Here is a 19,059-nt window from a genome sequence, read left to right as displayed (position 1 = left end):
TGACGAGGAGATTTGACGGGATGCGCCATAGCTTCGGTGGCCCAGACGTCGGCCGCGACACTCGCCGATATCGATTGCGGTTGCGCGCCGATGCGGGGAGCGTCTTCTACCGCACGCAACAGGCGCGGATGCTACGAATCTTCTTCGGAGCCACCACGTTTCTGTACGCCTACGGCGTGGTGTTCACCTTGTTCCCGATCCGTTCGGGGCTGACCTTGTCGAATCCGGCCGGGGGAATCGTTGCGGTCGGCCTCGGTTTCGCGGCGCTGGTCTGGCTGGCCGCCCTACCCGACAAACCCGCGCCCGCGACGGTAGCGGCGATGGTGGCCACTCCCATCGTGATGGCGTTCCATCGGGTGATCATCGCCGAGTTCGTCTGCCTGATCGCGCCGATGTTCCTGGCGATGTACCTGCGCGCGTTTTACTCGCCACGCCGCGGCGCGACCCTGGTCGCCGTCCTCACAGGCCTGTCCGTGGTGGCCCTTGCGCTCGCGCCCACGCCTAAGTTATGGATCGACTACGTCATTTTCGTGATCGCGATCATCGGAGCCGCTGAGTCTTTCGGGTTGCTGACGCGCGCCCTGGTCGCGGCGGCGTGCACCGATCCACTCACGGGGCTGCTCAACCGTGCGGGGTGGGAGATCGCCACCGCGGACCTGTTGGCCCGATCCCGTTCGGATGCCATCACCGTCACCGTCATCGCGATGGACATCGACAACTTCAAAAGTCTCAACGACGCCCAGGGCCATGTCGCCGGTGACCAACATCTGATCAGTTGTGCTGCTTTGTGGCGACAAGTCGCTCCCGCCAGCGCCGTTCTGGCCAGATTTGGCGGCGATGAGTTCGCGGTGTGCATCGCCGACCGTGGTCCGACGGGTGCCGAAGCGGAGAAGTTCATTGCCGGCGTTCGCGAGCAAACGCCGGGCACCAGCGTCGGAACCGCGTCGCGTAGCGGTGAGAGCGCCGACGTCACGTCGCTGTACGCGGCCGCGGATGCGAACCTGTACCGCGTCAAGCGTGAGAGACGAGACCCCGACCTGCGGCCATCGCGCGGTTGACGCCAGCTGAATCCGGGTATCACGAGGCGGGTGCATCGCATTGGATGCCGGCTTGCGGGGGAAGTGATCGGCGATGGTCGGCTGGCTGGACAGGCTGCAGCGACGGAATCGAGTCGTCGGCGTGATCGTCGGTGTCGTCTACAAATACAACGACGATCAGGGCGGTTACCTCGCCGCCCTGATCACCTACTACGGACTGGTGTCGCTGTTTCCGCTGCTGCTGCTGTTGACCACCGGCCTGGGAGTGGTGCTGGTCGGCCGGCCCGATCTGCAGGCACAGGTGCTGCACAGCACCTTGAGCCAGTTCCCGGTGCTCGGCGACCAGCTGCACCACCCCCAGGGCCTCAGCGGTGGCGCGGTGGGCGTGATCGTGGGCCTGCTCGGCGCGCTCTACGGCGGTCTGGGCGTGGGACAGGCGCTGCAGAACGCGATGGACACGGTGTGGGCGGTGCCGAAGCACAAGCGCCCCAATCCGATTCGATCTCGTCTGCGCAGCTTGCTGTTGCTGTTGGTGCTCGGCTCGGCCGCCATCGCGGCCACCGTGTTGGCCGCGGCGGGCCACGCCACCGGGGCATTTGGCGTCTTGAGCAAGATCGGTCTCGCACTGGCCGCGGTGGCGATCAATGCAATGATCTGCCTGGTCGCCTTCCGGGTGACGACCGCGCGGGCGCTGACATATCGGCAGGTGTTGCCGGGAGCGGTTGCCGCAGCGTTCATTTGGCAGATGCTGCAGTGGTTCGGGGCCGGCTATGTCGCGCATACCGTGAAGAGGGCCAGCGCCACCAACAGTGTCTTCGCTCTGGTTTTGGGGGCGTTGGCGTTTCTGTTCCTCGCGTCGGTGGCGCTGGTGATGTGCGCCGAGGTGAACGTCGTCCTGGTGGAGCGGCTCTATCCGCGCGCCTTGCTCGGCGCATTCAGCGACGACGCGGATTTGACGGTGGCGGATCGGCGGACTTACACGAAAAAGGTCAAAGCCGAACGGGTCAAAGCCTTCGAGCGGGTCAGCGTGCATTTCGACGAGGTCAGGCGATGGCCCGCGAAAACCGTTGGGCGCCTTGCGGCAAGGCATGATTTTCACCGGCCGCGCACGCCGTGAAACAGGGATTGTTTCCGGCTTTTGGCAAGGTCATGGGCCCGGCGCAATAGTCTGCTGTCATGAGTCTGGTCACCTATGAGCTGCAAGACCACGTTGCCACCATCACCCTGAACCGCCCCGAGGCGCGCAACGCCATCGACGGCGCGCTTCGCCAGGACCTCAATGCCGCCTGGGATCGCTTCCGCGACGATCTGGACGCGTGGGTCGGGATCCTGACGGCCAACGGCAGCGTCTTCTGCGCCGGCGGCGACCTCAAGGACGGCGAAGGCTCGGTCGGCACCTTCGGCGGCACGTTCTGGGAGAAGCCCACCATCAATTCGTTCGAATCCGGCATGGAATTGTTCAAGCCGACCATCGCCGCCGTGCACGGTCCCTGTATCGGCTACGGGGTTACCGGTGTGCTGTTCTGTGACTTCGTCATCGCCAGCACCGAGGCCACGTTCTGCTTTCCCGAGGTATCGATCGGGGTGCCCACCATCGTCGGAGCCATTCGGCTCCCGCATCGGGTGGGCTGGGCCAACGCCATGGAGTTGCTGTTGACCGGAAAGCCGATGAGCGCCCAGCGGGCCAAAGAAATCGGTCTGGTCTGGAAGCTGGTCGAGCCCGACCAGCTGCAGGCCGAAGCCCAGGCCTGGGCCCGCACACTCACCGAGGCCGCGCCGCTGGCCCAACGGGCGACCAAAGAGGTGGCGTGGCGGACCGCGGACATGGGCTGGATCGAGTCCGTGCGCTTCGGGGAGACCATGCGCAAGGTGGCCGGCGCAACCGAAGACGTCGCCGAAGGGCTACGCGCCTGGGCCGAGAAGCGCAAACCGCAGTGGCGCGGCCGGTGACCGTCGCGGCGGCCGGCGTCCGAACGCAGGGGTGGCGGCCGACCGGTCCGAGCCCTATTTCGCATCCGAACCACCGGCTCATGAAACGTTATTGCTGGGCTGCAACATGATTCGTCTGCTACCGCACGTCGGGGTGCCCCAGCGTCAACCGCCGGGATAACCGTGACCGGCGATATGACAGGATCTCGGCATGAGTGCACGCAGACTTGCCGGCTTGGTTGGTATCTCGGTTGCGACGGGGTGGGCGCTGCTGAGTGCACCCCTGGGCAGCCCTACCGCAACTGCCGATCCCTGCTCGGACGTCTCGGTGGTTTTCGCCCGGGGCACCCACCAGGAGCCCGGTCTCGGCAACATCGGACAGGCCTTCGTCGACTCGCTGACGTCGCAGCTCGGTGGTAAGTCCGTCGATGTCTACGCGGTCAATTACCCCGCCAACGACGACTACCACAACAGCGCAAACGCCGGAGCCAATGACGCAAGCGCGCACGTCCAGAACGTCGTCGCCAGCTGCCCGAACTCCAGGATCGTGCTCGGCGGCTACTCCCAGGGCTCGACGGTGATCGACCTGGCCACCAACGCGATGCCGGCCTCGGTGGCAGACCACGTCGCCGCCGTCGCCCTCTTCGGCGAGCCCACCAGTCAGTTCTCCAGCATGCTGTGGGGCGGTCAACCGCTACCGACGATCAATCCGGCGTATGGCTCCAAGGTCACCAGCATCTGCGCGCCCGACGATCCGATCTGCTCTGGCGGCGGCAACATCATGGCGCACGTTTCCTACATCGACGCCGGCATGACCGCCCAGGCCGCGACGTTTGCGGCCACCAAGATCAACCAAGGCTCGTCACAAACCTGAGACAGCTCAGTCGTTCGCCCGCTCCTCTTGCCGCTGCCGCTTCTCGGCAGCCGCCAGCTCCGCGACACGATCCGCTTCGGCACGCTTGCCGGCGGCCTCGCCGAGCTTGTCCTCGGCATCATCGCGCTTGGCCGCGGAAGCCTTGGCCGCAGCCTTCTCGGCCGCTTGAGTCCTGTTTTCCACCTGGCGCTTGGCTGACTCGACGGTCCGCTTCTGCTTGGCGGCCGCCTCGTCGGCGCGCTGCTTCGCCGCGGCACTGCGCTGCTGCGCCGACTGCGCTGCTTCTCGTTTGCGCTGCTCAGCGGTGATGCGCGCCTCTTTGGCTTCCTGTTGGGTGGCCGCCTGCGCTTCCTGTCGCTCCTGGATCGCCTCGTCGCGGGCGCCCTTGAGCTTCGCATCCGCCTGTTGTTTCCTGCTGGCGGCTTTCGCGTCCAGTTGAGCCGCACGGCCCAGTGCATCGCTGCGTTCGACCAGGGCGGCCCCCCGTTCGACGATGGCCGTGTCGCCGAGCGCATTCCCGACGGTGGTGTCGAGCATGCCGAGCGAGCGCTCGTACAGCAGTCGCGCGGGCGCTTCCGTGGGGATGCGGTTGACGACGCGATCCTCGATCAGCTGCAGCGGGAATCGGGCGAGTTGGTAGTGGAAGCGGAGAACTGCCAACGGGACTTCGGAAATTTTCATCAACTTCTCCTGGGTGAGACCCGCCGTCAGGGCAGGTCGGCTTCGTCGGTCACGTTCTGGGCATGGCGTCGCAGGCGGTCGGCCTCCGACTCGTCGTTGCGGGCCACCTGAACCGAGGTCTGGTGTTCGGCCACGGCGTCGATGACCTCCTCGGACGCCTCGCGGATTTCGGCGCGCTCTTCGGCCTTCGCCCGTTGTATCTCGCGCTGGGCGTCCAGCTCGGCCTGGGTCTTTGCGGCAGTCGCCTGCTGATGTGCCGCCTGGTCGGCCGCGCGCTTCTGCGCGGCCTCTCGCGCCTCGATCGAATCCTCGGCGGCCACGGCCGCAGCGTTCGCCGCCAGGCGTTGTCGGGCGCCGTCGACCCTGGCTTCGGCCGCGTCCTCTTGTGCCTGCTTGACCTGGGCTTCGGCAACGGCCTCGGTCGCATTCGCTTCTTTGCGTTCATGCGCCTGGGTCTGCTCGAGTTGTCCCTCGGCGGTCAGCGATTCGTTGCCCGTAACAGCGCCGACGACCTCTTTGGCTTTGCCTTTGACCGAATCGATCAGGCCCCTGCGCGCTTCGTCGGCCTTGTTGTGCTCACTCATCGAAATACTCCTTGAGGGTTGGCCAAGAACGTTCGTTCGTGCCAACATGTGTGATTCCACGCGCTGCGCCGCTCAAACATGGACGTGTGCTGGGTCACTCGTCGGCGCGGTCGGAGAAAATTTGAAGCCGGGGTCCGATTGCCATGAACTGACAAGTGCCGCCGCATGTTTCGCCCTCAAGGTCACGTCTAGTGCGCGAACGAGCGAAATGGCGATACCCTGGCCGGCATGGCCATCGAGTCCACCATGCTCGCCCTCGGTACTGTGGCACCGGCCTTCGCGCTGCCCGAACCGGCCACCGGCCGCACGCTCAGTCGCGACGACCTGACGGGTCCCGCCCTGGTCGTCACCTTCATCTGCAACCACTGCCCCTACGTCAAGCACGTCGCCGACGGGCTTGCAGCGCTCGGTCGCGACCTCGCCGAGCAAGGCGTTGCGATGGTGGGCATTTCGAGCAATGACGTGGTCACCTACCCGCAGGACGGACCTGATCACATGGTCGCGGAGGCCCGTGACCATGGCTGGACGTTCCCGTACCTGTACGACGAAACCCAAGACATCGCCCGCGCCTTCTCGGCCGCGTGCACCCCCGACACCTTCGTTTTCGACGGTCAACGTCGATTGGTCTACCGCGGCCAGCTTGATGATTCGCGACCCGGCAACGGCCGACCTGTCACGGCCGCGGACGTCCGCGCTGCGGTCGACGCGGTACTGGCCGGGCGACCGGTGAATCCCGAACAGCGTCCATCGATCGGATGCGGCATCAAATGGCGGTGAGGCGCGGTTAAAGGCATCGGTTTCGGGTAGCGGTCGGGGCGACTACCTCGAGAGGGAGACGTTATGCGAGGAGCTGTCATCTACGGCGCCGGTGATGTCCGATTCGAAGACCTGCCGGAGCCCGAGATCGTCGCCCCCACCGACGCGATCATCCGCACCGCCGCGACCTGTGTGTGCGGTTCAGATCTTTGGGACTATCGCGGGATCAACCCCGTCCAGGTCGCCGAGGCCTACCGGGCCATGGATGAGCGCCGTGCCATCAAGGCTTTCCTGCAGCCCTAGGTGAGGTCGGTCACTGAGACCGCCGCCCGGACGGTGGCCGCGTCTTTTCGGCTAACGTCGAGCATATGTCCAAAGTCTCCGGCAACAACCTGATCGACGACGTCACCCCTGGCGACATCATCGCCGTGGACCGCGGCTCGGGCGAGCAGCCGTACAAAGTGGTTTTCAAGGACCCCAGCGAGGCGGGGTATCTGATCACGTTCGAGACCGACGGCGGTGAAACCTTTCAGCTCGACCTGCCCGCCGGCACCAGGGTGACACGGTCGCTCGAGGCCAAGTGGGAGTCTGCGCAGAGTCCCACGCCGAACGCCGAGAACTAAAATCGTCGCCCAGCACGTGCCCGTCCGGAACGTCTTGGGCGACAGCCCTTTCGACGACTGACTGGCACGCCGTCTGACCTTCATCGCGGAAGACCCAACGCTGGATCGCGCATGGCGCCCGTCGGCGCGATGCAAGCTGCTACTGCGCGGCCGGTTTGGGTGACCCGTGGGCGGGTACCGCAATGCCCCGACGGAGGGAGCACGCGGTGAGCTATCTGGGGTCCGCAAAAAGCCAAGTGCTGGGCGCGCTGAACAAGGTGATCGACCTGCCGTCCCGGCAGGCCAAGGCCCAAACGGTCACCGTCGCGTGCCCGGTCGAGCGGATTGAGCAGTTCTGGCGCGATCCCGACCAATTGTCGGTGGTGCTCGGCGACATCGCGGAAATCGACGCCGACGGACGGGATCGCTATCGCTGGCGAATGTTCGCAGAACCCCGGGTGGCGTGGGAGTCCAGGCTGGTCGCCGACCCCGGTGGAGTTCGCTTCGTCGGCAATGGCAACGAAATCGTCGTCAAGTATCGGCCCGCCCCGCATGAGCTTGGCACCGAGGTCACGCTGCGCGTCAAGGCGCCCGCGCCTGCGCTGTTGTCCGGCGCAGCGGCCTTCAAAATCCTTCACCGGCTGCGCGCATTGATGCAGACCGGCGAGGTGCCGACCATCCGCTCCAACCCGAGCGCGCGGAAATCCGCGCGGTAAGTGAAAGGCTGAGCATGCGCGCACTGTGCTGGAACGGCGTGAACGACCTATCCGTGGAGACGGTCGACGACCCGAAGATCCTGAACCCGCACGACGTGATCGTCGAAGTCCGGCTCACCACGACGTGCGGCTCGGACTTGCACTTCATCGACGGGTATCTGCCGGGTATGCGGGCCGGCGACGTGTTCGGCCACGAATTCATGGGTGTGGTGGCGGAGACGGGTCCGGAGGTACGTGACACCAGGGTGGGCGACCGGGTCGTGGTGCCCTCCTTCATCGCATGCAACAGGTGCTGGTACTGCGATCACGAGTTGTATTCGTGCTGCGACACAACGAATCCCAATGCCGAACTGCAACAGCCGTTGCTGGGGTACCCGTCCGGCGGTATCTACGGGTACACGCATCCGTTTGGCGGCTACGCGGGTTCACACGCCCAATACGTCCGGGTGCCCTTCGCCGACGCCAACTGCTTCGCGATACCCGGCGATATCACCGACGAGCAGGCGCTGTTCCTGTCCGACGCGGTGCCCACCGGCTTCATGGGTGCCGATTTCTGCGACATCGCCGGTGGCGACACCGTCGCGGTCTGGGGCGCCGGCGGCGTTGGGTTGATGGCCGCCCGCAGCGCCCTGCTATTGGGCGCCGAGCGGGCTATTGTCATCGACCGTATTCCGGAGCGGCTAACGCTGGCGCGCAAGGAGTTTGGCCTGGAAACCATCGACTACAAGGCGGTCGACAGCGTGCACGAGACGCTCAGGGAGATGACCGGCGGCCGGGGACCCGACGCCTGCATCGACGCGGTCGGCATGGAGGGTCACGGTACCGGCGTGCAGCAACTCTACGACCGGGCCAAGCAAGCGCTGCGAATGGAGACCGATCGCGCCACCGCGTTGCGCCAGGCGATCCTGGCTTGCCGCAAGGGTGGAGTGGTGTCGGTGCTCGGGGTCTACGGCTTGACCGACAAGTTCCCGACGGGCGTATTGACCAACAAGGGCCTGACCCTGAAAACGGCTCAGCAACACGGACAACGCTACATAACCCGGCTTTTCGATTACGTCGAGCAGGGCGATCTGGACCCGGCCAAACTGATCACCCACGATGTGTCGCTGGAGGACGGCGTCCGGGCCTACGACCTGTTCAAGAACAAGAAGGACAACTGCATTCGGGTGGCGATGCGACCGAATGTCTCCGGCGCCGCCCGCGACGAAAGGGCCGGTGTCAATCATGACCGCGCAACCTCCCGATCCTGATCCGGCACAGACACCCGGACTCGAGCCAGGTGGGGGTACCGCACCGGGTGCCACTCCCCCGGCGGCGCCCCAAACATCGGGCGTATCTGCGCCGCAACCGCCGAACACCCGCCGATTCGCTCCCAGTTCCGTGCTCACGGTGGTCGCCGTCTGCCTCTTCGTCGTGGCGTTCGTCGCGGTGGCGGTGTTTCTGGTGATGAAGATGACTGGCGCGGCCGGCTAATCTTTTACGTCGCCTTCTGATTACATGGGCGCGGTAGCGGGCATAGCCAAGTGCATGGTCGACGATGCGGCGCAGGCGCCACAGGAGAATCCGGAGAAGGACCGGTCCCAGTGGGTGACCGGGGACGAGCCCATGACCGGTCCGCAGCGCAGCTACCTGAACACGCTGGCGCAGGAGGCGGGCGAAAAGATCCCCGACAATCTGACCAAGGCCCAGGCCTCCAGCTTGATCGACGAGCTGCAACAACGAACCGGGCGGGGCGGCTCGTGACCATCGGTGCCGACGACGTGCGGCGCTTGCTCGCCAGCCAGGACGCGGACACAGCGCTGGTGGTGATCCAGGGGCATGCCGCAGTCGTCGCACCGGCGGATCTGAACTCGGCCGAATACCGGGGCGCCCTGCAAGTTGCGACGCGCCAGGAATTGGTGCAGCGTGTCGGACACGCAGAGTTGTCCGACCGCGAGTTGGCCGAGCAAGCCGAAGAACTCGACACGGCGCTGCGCAATCTGGGTGGCTGATGCCGTCGCGCTGCCGCACTGCTTGTCGCCGGGAGCAGAACGTCTATGGCCCGACGGCGACGCGGTCACCGACCCGGATGACTCCCTTGGTCACCACCGCGAGGTAGACCCCCGCGCACGGCTGTTTCCCGTGACCGCCTGTGTCCAAACGGTTTTCGGCCGCGGGTATGCGAAGAGCCTGGGGAGCGCGGGGCAGCGGCCCGTGCTCGAGCGTGGGGACCACGCAGCGTGACGTGGCCGTAAGGACCCGCAACCGCGCCTCGCCGATGGCGATTCCGCCGCCGACCCAGTCGTTTTCGGCATACGGCGGGTAGCCCGGCGGCGTCGTGATCACCACATTCGGGCGGTAGCGCAGCGCCTCCACACCGATGTGCTCGAGGGTGGACGTCGTGATCGCATGCAACGGGGCTTCGTCGGTGAACGACTCGCCCGGGGTGGCCGCGGCGATCCGCAAAATGCGGCCACTGACCTCGGCGTCGAGGCCGAGATCGAGCAATTGCTCCGGATCGGGGCGCACTAATGTCGCGCCGTCGGGGCGTTGGGCGACCAGCCGGACCCGCCGTCCCGTCAGCCGCGAGATCAGCTCGTCGACGCCGGGATCATCGGCGGCCACGTCGGTCCCATCGGGCAGGCTGATGCGCACGCCCTGCGCGTCCGCATGGGCGGTGCACGTCAAGAGATCACGCCATAGCCGGGGATTCTTGGCGCTCGCCACATGTCCGGTGTCACCGTCGACAAGTGCCAGGCGCCGATCGCCCTCGGCACCACGCTCGTCGACCGGCAGGCAATCGAGGGTTTCGCCGAGCATCGACTTCACCGGGTACCGAAGTAACGCCTGCACCCGCATCTGCACGGCACCAGGATCATTGGGGACGGTCGACTTCTCCATTGGGCACCTTTACTCGGTATTACTGCACACTGTGCCCGAAACCGCCTGGCGTTACCAGTGATCAGGCGGGCGCCGCGGTGACGACGATGGACTGGTCGCTGGTCTGCCAAGCCGTCATGAAGCTGGTGAAGCTGACCTGTTCGTCGGCATGGTCGATACCCGGGTCGTTGAGATGAACGATGTCTTTGCCGGTGTCGATGCCCGTCACGACCAGGAAGTGGTCGGCCTTGGTGCGCTGGTCGTCGGCGTTCAAGATCACCGAGGAGTTGACGAACGCGATGACCTTGCGGTCTTGCGTCAGGTATTGCTCGAGGATGGGCAGCCCGTTCTGATCCCGATCGGACGTAGTGGTCATCTCCGATTTGATACCGAAGTGGTCGAGGAGTATGACCAGGTCGGACATCGAGATGCCGCCATTCGGCCCGGAGTGGCTCGGGTCGTTCCGCGGCGCGTAGATCGGCCCGGGATTGGCCCCCGACGGCGTCGACTCCGCCAGGTCCAGCATCTGCCGTTCGCTCGGTGCGTTGCCGCTGACTTGTCCCACCACGTCGGCGACCGACACGAGTCCGCAGTTGTCCTCGAGCGACTGCGCCACCCAGTACTTCGCCGCGGCGGCGGGGTTTCCGTACATCCCGGGGGCGGTCGTTGTCGCCGGACCGGCCCCACGCGCAGGAGACGGACTATCCTGTGCGGCAACGACTTTGGTCAACGAAGTGGTAGCCGCCGTGGTCGCCGGTGGGGCGGAGCCGCACGAGACCAGCGGCACACCGGCCAGACCGATCACAGCGCCCGTCGCGGCGATACGGGCCGCGGAGGCGAGCCGGAACATGAACATGAGGGCTACCGGGATCCCGTCGAGGTGTCGAATGGCCAGCAAACGGTAGCACCGCGGTGCGCCGCGCGGCCGAATAATCCGTGAACCGTTGTGCTGGCGCGGACCAGCTGGCGTACGCACAGCATCTGCGCCTGGATCAGCTTGGGAGCAGGCGCTTTTTCTGCTCTTCGAATTCCTGCTGCGTCAAAATCCCCGCGTCGCGCAGCGATGCCAGTTCACGCAGTTCGGCGGCGATGCTCGTGATCGGTCCCCCCGGCGCAACCTGCGGCGGTGCCGGCTCGTTCGCCTGCTCCTTCGTCGGCTCGCGCGTCGCCTTGACGGTATCGGCGGCCCGGGCCCGCTCGCGACCGAGGGCGCCACCGGTACCGGCCATTGCGCGCCCGGCCATGCTCGCAGCGGCCATCTGGCCGAACAAACTGCCGGTGCCGCTGGGAGCGGCCGCGGCTGCGGCTTCCGCCGCGGCGCCGGCGGTGGTGGTCGGAAGGACCAAGGCGGCCGGGCGAATTGCCGGCGCGGCCGCCGTCCAGCCCGGCGGCACTGAGAGGCCGCCGACGGTGTTCGCCTGGCCCAGACCCGCCGACATCAACGATCCGAATCCGCCCGCCGGGTTCGTGATGACCGGGAACGGCGATGGCGGCACCGCGCCCATTCCTGGCCAGGACTGCACCCCGGCCCAGCCGCTGACAATGTCGTCGGTGTGGAAACCGGTCAGCGCGCCGGCCACGTCGAATGGGAGAGCGACTAACGTGCCCGGCGCGTCGATGCCGAGTCCGGCGACGCTGGCCGGCGCGTCGAGGAAGATGGCGATGAGGTCGCTCTCCAGGCCCAGCAGGTCCGTCGCCGACGTCGGGGCGAGGGGCGCCGCATTCGGCGCCAGCGCCGCGCTGTTCAACAAGTTGGGCACCGCGGAGAACGATTGCTGCGCCACGGCATTGCGCGTGCTGCCGGCCGCGGTGCCGGTGGCCTGGGTCACCGCGTCCGATTGCGCGGCGTCGGAGGTGGTGGTCTGATCCGGTTGGGCGAACGGCGTCAGCCGTGTCGCCGCAGCCGTAGAACCCGCGTAGCCGAACATCGCCGCGGTGTCTCGCGCCCACATCTCGGCATACTCGGTCTCGGTCGTGGCGATCGCCGGCGTGTTCTGCCCGAGGACGTTGGTCGCGACCAGGGCCGCCAGTTGGGTGCGGTTGGCCGTGATGACCGGGGGCGGCACCGTCTCGGCGAATGCCGTCTCGTAGGCGAAGGCCGCGGTTCTGGCCTGGTTGGCGGCTTCTTCGGCCTGGGCGCCGGTGGTCCGCATCCACTCCAGGTAGGGGGTGATCGCCGCGACCATGGACGCCGACGACGGACCAACCCACGGACCGGAGGTCAGGGCCGTGATCTCGGCCTGATACGAGTTCGCTGTCGATTGCAGCGCGGCGGCCAATTCATCCCAGGCCATCGCTGCGGCCAGCATCGGTGCCGACCCCGGACCGGCGTACATCCGCGCGGAGTTAACCTCCGGCGGTAGTACTGCGAAGTCCATGTCGTTCTCCTCCGATCGCTTTCAAGGCCGCGTGGGCACTGACGGCACCGATGCGCGTCGTATGGGGATAGCCAACCGAGCAGCAAACAAATCGCAATCCCTCCGGGTGCTGCCAGTGCCGCGAACGAAGACGCCCGAATAAGACCGTCCCCAGTGCTAGCGGACCGGCCTCACGCGTTTGCAGGTGCCCCCACGTCAACGAATACAGCGAAATTGTTGCCGTGGGTTAACGATAGGTTACCTGTACATGACGGGGAAACTCGCAAGGGTTCTGCTCGTATTGCGCAAATCGCGCTCAGCGGTCTCTCAACGGGATGCGGCAGGATACGTTCACCGCCTCGGGCCGATGTTCGCCGGGTGGGCGCCCGCAAAAGCTGTGGTCAAGGGGGCGATCGCACGTCCACCGAGTCTGGCGGCGTCGGGTCTGCTTGGATTTGTGGCATCCCCGCGAGTGAGGTCTGTTGATGAAAATTGTGCTGGCCGCCTACGGCAGCCGCGGCGACGTCGAACCCTGCGTTGCCGTTGCCCGCGAGCTGCACTGCCGAGGACACGACGTCGTGATCGCGGTGCCGCCCGACAAGCTCGACTTGGCCGAGTGGGCGGGGCTGGCGGCGATCGCCTACGGACCCGACACCCGCGAGCAGATCAACGTGGCGACCAATTTCGTCCGCAATGTGCAAAACCCGATGGGCGCGTTGCCGCAAGTCGTCGAGCGGGTCACCAAGGTGTGGACCGGTAAGAGCGAGACGCTGGTCTCGCTGGCGGCGGGTGCCGACCTGCTGGTGGCCGGCATGAACGAGCAGCGGCTCGCCGCCAACGTCGCGGAACATTTCGGCATACCGCTGGCCGCGCTGCACTTCTTTCCCGCCGACACCTTGGAGCTTGGCCGGCTGCAGTCGGACGTCACCAGCGCGGCCGAAGGTGCGCAGCGTCGATCGCTCGGTCTGCCCGACAACGCCGGGCCGTCGACGCAACCAGCGCTCGAGATTCAGACCTACGACGAGCTGTGGGCGCCCGAACTGGCAAAACAATGGGCCGGGTCGGGATACCGACGGCCCTTCGTCGGTTCGCTGACCCTCGGAATGCCGGCCGATGCCGACGACGAGGTGTTGTCCTGGATTGCCGACGGGACGCCGCCGATCTACTTCGGATTTGGCAGCACGCCCGTCACCTCCCCGGCCGAGACGGTCGCCGTGATCAGCGCTGCCTGCACGCAGATAGGCGAGCGGGCGTTGATTTGCAGCGGCCCAAACGATTTCACCCGTATTCCGCCCGCCGACCACGTGAAGATCGTGGAGTCGGTGAATCACGCCGCCGTATTTCCGACCTGCCGCGTGATCGTGCACCACGGTGGCGCCGGTACCACCGCCGCGGGCATGCGCGCGGGTGTGCCCATGTTGATTCTCTGGCTCTGGCTCGATCAACCGATCTGGGCCGAGGCGGTCAGCAGGCTGGGCGTCGGCGTGGGGCGGGCGTTCTCGGCCTCGACCCTGGACTCGCTGGTAGCCGACCTGCGCTCGGTGCGTTCTGCGCATTACCTCAGCCGAGCCAGGGAGGTCGCCATCCAAATGACCAAATCCGACGAAAGCATCGGCGCGGCGGCCGACCTTCTCGACGGCGCCGCCCGCGGAGCGTAGCCGGACCGCCAGGTCATCCGAGCGGTGGTGTAAAGGCCGCCGGTCGTGTAAAAGGTTCTGGTGCAGGATCTGCCGGATAGCTCGTTCGACCCGTTGATGTTGCGCGAAGCGATGATCCGCCGGATGTATCGGCGATTGTCGGCCGAGGGCCATATCAGGGTGCCGGCGGTGCCTGGCCTGATCGACGAGTACGTCCAGTTGTGCGGCAACGTCTGCGCCACCCTGGGCGTGTGGTACACCCCCGAACACTCCGCACAGTTGCGGGCCGCCCTGGAAGTCGAGTTGGCGAAGGCCTTCAAGGCCTCTCCTCGTTCGGACGTCCTCATCTCGTATCACGCTCCATTCGGGGCGGACGTCAATTTCCGGGTCCAAGCCGATTGGCGCACCGTCGAGGCCGACTACGAGCAGTGGGTAGCGGTCCGCCCAGCACCGCTGTTCGGCACCGAGCCGGACGCACGCGTGCTGGCCCTGGCGGCAGAGGCGGCCGATCCGTCGGTCTATCGGGTGTTGGACGTCGGCGCGGGAACCGGACGCAATGCACTGGCCCTGGCCCGGCGTGGACATCCGGTCGACGCCGTCGAGATGACCGCGAAGTTCGCGGAGGTGATTGTTGCCGAAGCCGCCGGTGAATCCTTGCGCGTGAACGTCATTCAAAGCGACGTCTTCACGGCCATGGAGGGCGTGCGCGAGCAGTATCAGCTCATGGTGCTCTCGGAGGTGGTGTCCGACTTCCGGACGACGCACGAGTTGCGCGGCATGTTCGAACTGGCCACCGATTGCCTGGCACAAGGTGGGCGTTTGGTTTTCAACACCTTCCTGGCGCGCGACGGCTACGTTCCGGAAGACGTCGCGGTGCAATTCAGTCAGCAGTGCAACAGCATGATCTTCACCCGCGACGAGGTGACCGCCGCGGCGGCCGGCCTGCCTCTCGAGCCGATGGCCGACGACTCCGCCTACGAGTACGAGAAGGCGCGATTACCTTCGGACGCCTGGCCGCCCACGGCATGGTTCGAAGGATGGGCCAGCGGCCTCGATGTATTCGACGTCAAACGTGACGACTGCCCGATCGAGTTGCGCTGGCTTGTCTTTCACAAGGTGGGATGAATCCGGCCCAGGTCTACGCGGTCAGATCGCGAGTCGCCGGTCCTTCCAGCAAGGTGCCGTCGGGCGCGAACCGCGACCCGTGCAGCGGACACTCCCACGCCTTGTCCGCGTCGTTCCAGTTCACGATCCCGCCCAGATGCGGGCACACGGGCGAGACGCGGTGCTCGGTCCCGTCGACACGGCAGCGTGCCTCGAGATGCCACGGCGGACCGCTCACCACGCCACCTTCATCGTCGACGGGGCTGCGGCGGTGGGTCCGTATCGCGGGGGTGATCCAACCCTTCGTCAGGTTGAAGCCGACCTCGAGGTTGGCCTGCAGAGCAGTCGTCAGGCCCGACAGCTCGTGCGGGCTCCAGCTGGCGAACGCGCGGGCCCAATCCATCCGTCCGCCCAGCATGCGGCTTGACAGCGCCAGCGCCGCGGCCGCCCCGTTGGTCATGCCCCACTTATTGAAACCCGTTGCGACAAAGATGCTTTCGCTGTTCGGCAAGAGGGGGCCCACGTACGGCAGATGGTCAATGGGCGTGTAGTCCTGCGCCGACCAGAAGTGGGTCTGCACAGCACCCGGGTAGTGCTTGCGCGTCCACGTCGACAACTCGTCCAGCGCCTGGGACGGACTCTTCTCGCGGCCTACGGTATGGCCGGCCCCGCCCACGATCAGCCTCTCCCCATCCGCGACAGGGGCGTACCGCACCGAACGGGTCGGCGAGTCGGTGGAGATCATCATCGGGCGGGTGATGTTGCCCGGAACCTTGAAGGCCAGGCAGTAGGACCTGCTGGGCTTCACCCGCGCGAAATAACCGCCGCGATCCAGGATCGGGATCCCGGTGGCAAGCACCAGCTGGCCGGCCTGAAGTTCGACGTCTCGCTGCGCGGCGTCGTTGACGTGCACGCGCACCTTTTTGCCGCGCGAGGAGACCCGCCGCACCCGGGTGTGCTCGACCAGCCGTCCACCGCGGCCGAGCAGCTCGACCACCAACGAGTCGAGGAATGGCATCGGGTCGAACTGCGCCTGGTCGGCGAGCCGCACACCGCCGTGATAGGCAAACGGCACGTCGGCGTTGTCGTCCCACACCGCCGGCAGGCCCGCCGCCTGACAGGCCGCGAGCTCGGCGCGCGCCGACGGAACGCCCCGCACGGACTGGGCATAGGTGTAGGCATCCTCGCGCTGCACAGCCACGCCGTTCGCCTCGCAGTAACCCAGCACCCACTCCTGGCCTTCGCGGTTGCCGTCCACGTACGCGCGCGCCGTGTCACGTCCATGCCGTGGTAGCACCTTGGAGAGCTGACTGCCTTGCAGCAGACTGATTTTGGCGGTGGTGTTTCCGGTCGCGCAGGCCCCGACCGTGCGCGCCTCCAGCACCAGCACGTCCTTGCCGGCACGGGCCAGCAGGACCGCCGTCATCAGGCCGGTGATGCCGGCGCCCACGACGATGACATCGGCGGACCCCGAGCCTGGGTCAAGCTGGCTTGCAGTCCACGGCTGCTCGGTTCTTTCTGTCATCCACAAAGAAGTCACGGCCTTGCTGATACCCCGGCCCGGCTCGGGGAAACGCGCCCGCGAGGTCACGCCCGCTTCAACCGGGCTTTTGCCTCCCGCACCGAATCCGCGGCGGCTCGGCTCAGTTCCCGTGCCTTGTCGTAGTCCTTGTCGGCGCTGCTGAGTTCCCGCTCGGCCGCCCGCAGCGCCCGTGCCGCATCGTCGCGGCGTTGCCGGGCGGCATCGCGTTCGACTTGGCGCTGCGACAACACGTCGTCGGCCTCGGCTTTGGCGCGCTGCGCGGTGGTAACGGCCGCGCTGAGTTTCTCTCGGCGCTGGCTTTGCGCCTTCGCGGGCGCCGACTGCGCCGCGGGCCGTTTCCGCGTGGGTTTGCTCTGGGGCTTCGTCGGTTCGCTCGGGGTAACGGCGGGTTCCGGCGCCGCATCGCCGAGGGTGCCGAAACCCGACCACTGCTCCGGCCGGGTCAACCGACCCAGCCGTGCCCCGACTTGCGGGTCGGCGATGGCGGCTTGGAGCGTGGTGATCAGGTCTTCGCGGACGGTTGCCGTCGGCTGCCTCAGGTCGGCCGCGTCGAGCGCCTCGCGGATGAGCTCGTCGATGAGTTTGCGTTGCTCGGCCGACAAGTCCCGGATGCGTCCGCCGTCCATCGCCGCGTGCGCGGCGCGCAACCGCTCACCGAGGTCTGCGAGCCGTTGTCGGGTATCGGTGTGCCGCAGTGCCAGCCGATTGACGATCCATGCTGCCGTCGTCGGTTTGTTGGCGGCGGAAATCCGGTTCGCGGCGGCGGTATCGCCGCGCTGCTTTGCCGCGGCGGCCAATCTGGCGCGTTCCGCGGTGAATTCCTTCGGCGGCGCGTCATACAGGCTATCGAGTTCCTCATCGGCCATGAGGCCATGATCTCTCGCGGATGCCCGGGGACGGGCCGGGGTGACGAAGCCGGGCCTCCCGTCGGTTTAGAAACCGCACGTCGCGGGATACCTCATCTACAACATCGACTTCGCTGGGCAGAACTTTCCGGCCTGCGAGAACCAGAAAGCAGGGATTCGGAAGCTTCATGATGTCCAGGAACAGCGATCAGCTCGTCGGCCGGATCCTGCGGGTCAGCCGGCCTCGGCGACTCTTGCTTGCGGTGTTGGTGATCGTCGCCGCGGTGGGCGCGATATACGTCGCGTCGAGCTCGCATTGCTCGAACGCCGGCTGCAGTCAAAGCGGTGCACCCGCGAAAACGGCTGAACCGGCCCGGATAACGATCACTCCCGGCCCCGACGCGCATGACGTCGACCCGGTCGCCCCGGTCATGGTCAAAGCCGAGAACGGGACCCTGACGGGTGTCGACATGGTCAACGAGAGCGGTAAACCGATCGAGGGCGTCATGACCCCGGACAACACGGTATGGAAGCCGACGGTCCCGCTGGGCTACGGGCGCACCTACACCCTGACGATCACCAGCAGTGGCGTCAGTGGCGTTGCGGGCAAGCAGGTTTCGTCGTTCTCCACGCTGAAGCCGTCCAACCAGACCAAGGTGTCGTTCACCACCACGGCGGAGGCGGCGTTGCGCGACGGCGGCACCTACGGCGTCGGAACGGTGATCGTGGCGCACTTCGACGAGAAGATCACCGATCGGGCGGCCGCCGAGCGGCAGCTTTCGGTGACCACCAACCCGAAAGTCGAGGGATCCTGGTTCTGGGTCGACGACCAGAATGCACATTGGCGGCCCGAGCACTACTATGCGCCGGGCACGACCGTCACCGCCGAGGCGAAAATCTACGGAATAGCCTTGGGCGACGGCCTATTCGGGCAAGACGACACCAAAGTGTCCTTTCGTGTCGGCGATGCACACGTATCGATCGCCGACGACGCAACGAAACAGGTCAGCGTCTTCGACAACGGAGCCCTGGTGCGCACGATGCCCACCAGCATGGGAATGGGTGGCACCGAAGACGTGGGCGGCAAGACCATCTCCCTATGGACCCCGTCAGGCGTCTACACCGTCCTGGACAAGGGCAATCCCGTCATCATGGACTCCTCGACTTTCGGGCTGCCCAAGAACTCCAGGCTCGGATATCGCGAGACCATCAATTGGGCCACCAAGATCAGCAGCGACGGCATATACCTGCACGAGCTCGACGCGACGGTATGGGCCCAGGGGCATCGCGACACGTCGCATGGCTGCTTGAACCTCAATGCCGACAACGCGAAATGGTTCTACGACTTTTCGGTACCGGGCGACGTGGTCGAGGTCCGCAACAGCGGCGGACCGCCGCTGACGTTGGCGCAGAACGGCGACTGGACGCTCAGCTGGGACCAGTGGCGCAAAGGCAGCGCACTCAAGCCGACCTGACGCCTGCGTGATCCGGCTCATTCATCACCCACCGTTGTGCCCCATTTCACAATAAAGTCT

At 66.3% G+C, this 19,059-nt stretch carries 21 protein-coding genes and 1 pseudogene; 15 read left to right on the top strand and 7 right to left on the bottom strand.

Annotated features, from left to right (window positions below; all coding sequences use genetic code 11):
• Positions 1-74 precede the first annotated feature (74 nt).
• The 4 genes from A5782_RS11615 (at position 75) to A5782_RS11600 (ending at position 3,840) form a co-directional block, all read left to right on the top strand.
• Positions 75-1,058 (top strand): GGDEF domain-containing protein, encoded by a 984-nt coding sequence (locus A5782_RS11615; RefSeq protein WP_067099721.1) that lies wholly within the window; start codon positions 75-77, stop codon positions 1,056-1,058.
• 73 nt (positions 1,059-1,131) lie between these two features.
• Positions 1,132-2,154, top strand: a complete 1,023-nt coding sequence (locus A5782_RS11610; protein WP_067099551.1) for a YihY/virulence factor BrkB family protein — start codon at positions 1,132-1,134, stop codon at positions 2,152-2,154.
• Between the two features lie 59 nt (positions 2,155-2,213).
• Entirely contained in the window at positions 2,214-2,987 is a 774-nt protein-coding gene (locus A5782_RS11605; RefSeq protein WP_067099549.1) for an enoyl-CoA hydratase/isomerase family protein, read from the top strand.
• Positions 2,988-3,177: 190 nt separating this feature from the next.
• On the top strand, positions 3,178-3,840 hold the full coding sequence (locus A5782_RS11600) for a cutinase family protein (RefSeq protein ID WP_067099547.1): 663 nt from the start codon (positions 3,178-3,180) through the stop codon (positions 3,838-3,840).
• Between the two features lie 6 nt (positions 3,841-3,846).
• Here the strand turns inward: A5782_RS11600 and A5782_RS11595 are convergent, their stop codons facing one another.
• Positions 3,847-4,521 (bottom strand): IF2 family translation initiation factor, encoded by a 675-nt coding sequence (locus A5782_RS11595; protein ID WP_067099545.1) that lies wholly within the window; start codon positions 4,519-4,521, stop codon positions 3,847-3,849.
• A 26-nt stretch (positions 4,522-4,547) separates the two neighbouring features.
• Positions 4,548-5,105 carry a CsbD family protein gene (locus A5782_RS11590; protein ID WP_067099543.1) on the bottom strand — a complete coding sequence of 186 codons (558 nt, stop codon included), beginning with the start codon at positions 5,103-5,105 and terminating at the stop codon, positions 4,548-4,550.
• A gap of 228 nt (positions 5,106-5,333) precedes the next feature.
• On the opposite strand from A5782_RS11590, the gene A5782_RS11585 reads away from it, so the two are divergent.
• The 8 genes and pseudogenes from A5782_RS11585 (at position 5,334) to A5782_RS11555 (ending at position 9,170) form a co-directional block, all read left to right on the top strand.
• On the top strand, positions 5,334-5,882 hold the full coding sequence (locus A5782_RS11585) for a thioredoxin family protein (RefSeq protein WP_067099541.1): 549 nt from the start codon (positions 5,334-5,336) through the stop codon (positions 5,880-5,882).
• Positions 5,883-5,945: 63 nt separating this feature from the next.
• Positions 5,946-6,098 (top strand): annotated as a pseudogene (locus A5782_RS11580) (IMP dehydrogenase); the annotation flags it as partial.
• A 131-nt stretch (positions 6,099-6,229) separates the two neighbouring features.
• On the top strand, positions 6,230-6,484 hold the full coding sequence (locus tag A5782_RS11575) for a hypothetical protein (RefSeq protein ID WP_067099537.1): 255 nt from the start codon (positions 6,230-6,232) through the stop codon (positions 6,482-6,484).
• A gap of 206 nt (positions 6,485-6,690) precedes the next feature.
• Entirely contained in the window at positions 6,691-7,179 is a 489-nt protein-coding gene (locus A5782_RS11570; RefSeq protein ID WP_067099535.1) for a hypothetical protein, read from the top strand.
• Positions 7,180-7,193: 14 nt separating this feature from the next.
• Positions 7,194-8,429, top strand: coding sequence for a zinc-dependent alcohol dehydrogenase (locus A5782_RS11565; RefSeq protein WP_067099533.1), 1,236 nt, complete (start codon positions 7,194-7,196; stop codon positions 8,427-8,429).
• Positions 8,404-8,652 (top strand): DUF6480 family protein, encoded by a 249-nt coding sequence (locus tag A5782_RS25445; protein ID WP_082942878.1) that lies wholly within the window; start codon positions 8,404-8,406, stop codon positions 8,650-8,652. Before A5782_RS11565 ends, A5782_RS25445 begins: the two co-directional genes overlap by 26 nt.
• A gap of 54 nt (positions 8,653-8,706) precedes the next feature.
• The gene (locus tag A5782_RS11560) at positions 8,707-8,922 is read left to right on the top strand and encodes a DUF3072 domain-containing protein (protein ID WP_067099531.1); all 216 of its coding nucleotides are present in this window, start codon (positions 8,707-8,709) and stop codon (positions 8,920-8,922) included.
• Positions 8,919-9,170: a hypothetical protein gene (locus A5782_RS11555; protein ID WP_067099529.1), complete on the top strand. Its 252-nt coding sequence runs from the start codon at positions 8,919-8,921 to the stop codon at positions 9,168-9,170. Before A5782_RS11560 ends, A5782_RS11555 begins: the two co-directional genes overlap by 4 nt.
• A 43-nt stretch (positions 9,171-9,213) precedes the next feature.
• On the opposite strand, the gene A5782_RS11550 is transcribed toward A5782_RS11555, so the two are convergent.
• The 3 genes from A5782_RS11550 to A5782_RS11540 form a co-directional block, all read right to left on the bottom strand.
• Positions 9,214-10,059, bottom strand: coding sequence for an MOSC domain-containing protein (locus tag A5782_RS11550; protein WP_067099527.1), 846 nt, complete (start codon positions 10,057-10,059; stop codon positions 9,214-9,216).
• Positions 10,060-10,120: 61 nt separating this feature from the next.
• Positions 10,121-10,894 (bottom strand): C39 family peptidase, encoded by a 774-nt coding sequence (locus tag A5782_RS11545; protein WP_067099525.1) that lies wholly within the window; start codon positions 10,892-10,894, stop codon positions 10,121-10,123.
• Positions 10,895-11,030: 136 nt separating this feature from the next.
• Complete coding sequence (locus tag A5782_RS11540; RefSeq protein WP_067099523.1) at positions 11,031-12,416, bottom strand: PPE domain-containing protein; 1,386 nt, start codon at positions 12,414-12,416, stop codon at positions 11,031-11,033.
• Positions 12,417-12,880: 464 nt separating this feature from the next.
• Here A5782_RS11540 and A5782_RS11535 point away from each other — a divergent pair, with 464 nt between their 5' ends.
• Together A5782_RS11535 and A5782_RS11530 are read left to right on the top strand one after the other, a co-directional pair.
• Positions 12,881-14,053, top strand: coding sequence for a glycosyltransferase (locus tag A5782_RS11535; protein WP_067099520.1), 1,173 nt, complete (start codon positions 12,881-12,883; stop codon positions 14,051-14,053).
• 60 nt (positions 14,054-14,113) lie between these two features.
• Positions 14,114-15,157 carry a bifunctional 2-polyprenyl-6-hydroxyphenol methylase/3-demethylubiquinol 3-O-methyltransferase UbiG gene (locus A5782_RS11530; protein WP_067099518.1) on the top strand — a complete coding sequence of 348 codons (1,044 nt, stop codon included), beginning with the start codon at positions 14,114-14,116 and terminating at the stop codon, positions 15,155-15,157.
• 13 nt (positions 15,158-15,170) lie between these two features.
• Here the strand turns inward: A5782_RS11530 and A5782_RS11525 are convergent, their stop codons facing one another.
• Together A5782_RS11525 and A5782_RS11520 are read right to left on the bottom strand one after the other, a co-directional pair.
• On the bottom strand, positions 15,171-16,661 hold the full coding sequence (locus tag A5782_RS11525) for an FAD-dependent oxidoreductase (protein WP_067099719.1): 1,491 nt from the start codon (positions 16,659-16,661) through the stop codon (positions 15,171-15,173).
• Between the two features lie 62 nt (positions 16,662-16,723).
• Positions 16,724-17,545, bottom strand: a complete 822-nt coding sequence (locus A5782_RS11520; protein WP_067099516.1) for a hypothetical protein — start codon at positions 17,543-17,545, stop codon at positions 16,724-16,726.
• 167 nt (positions 17,546-17,712) lie between these two features.
• Here A5782_RS11520 and A5782_RS11515 point away from each other — a divergent pair, with 167 nt between their 5' ends.
• Positions 17,713-18,999 (top strand): Ig-like domain-containing protein, encoded by a 1,287-nt coding sequence (locus A5782_RS11515; RefSeq protein WP_067099514.1) that lies wholly within the window; start codon positions 17,713-17,715, stop codon positions 18,997-18,999.
• Positions 19,000-19,059: the final 60 nt, after the last annotated feature.

Source organism: Mycobacterium sp. 852002-40037_SCH5390672, assembly GCF_001665875.1.
In the GTDB taxonomy this organism is placed as follows: domain Bacteria; phylum Actinomycetota; class Actinomycetes; order Mycobacteriales; family Mycobacteriaceae; genus Mycobacterium.
This window is presented reverse-complemented; position numbering and strand designations above follow the sequence as displayed.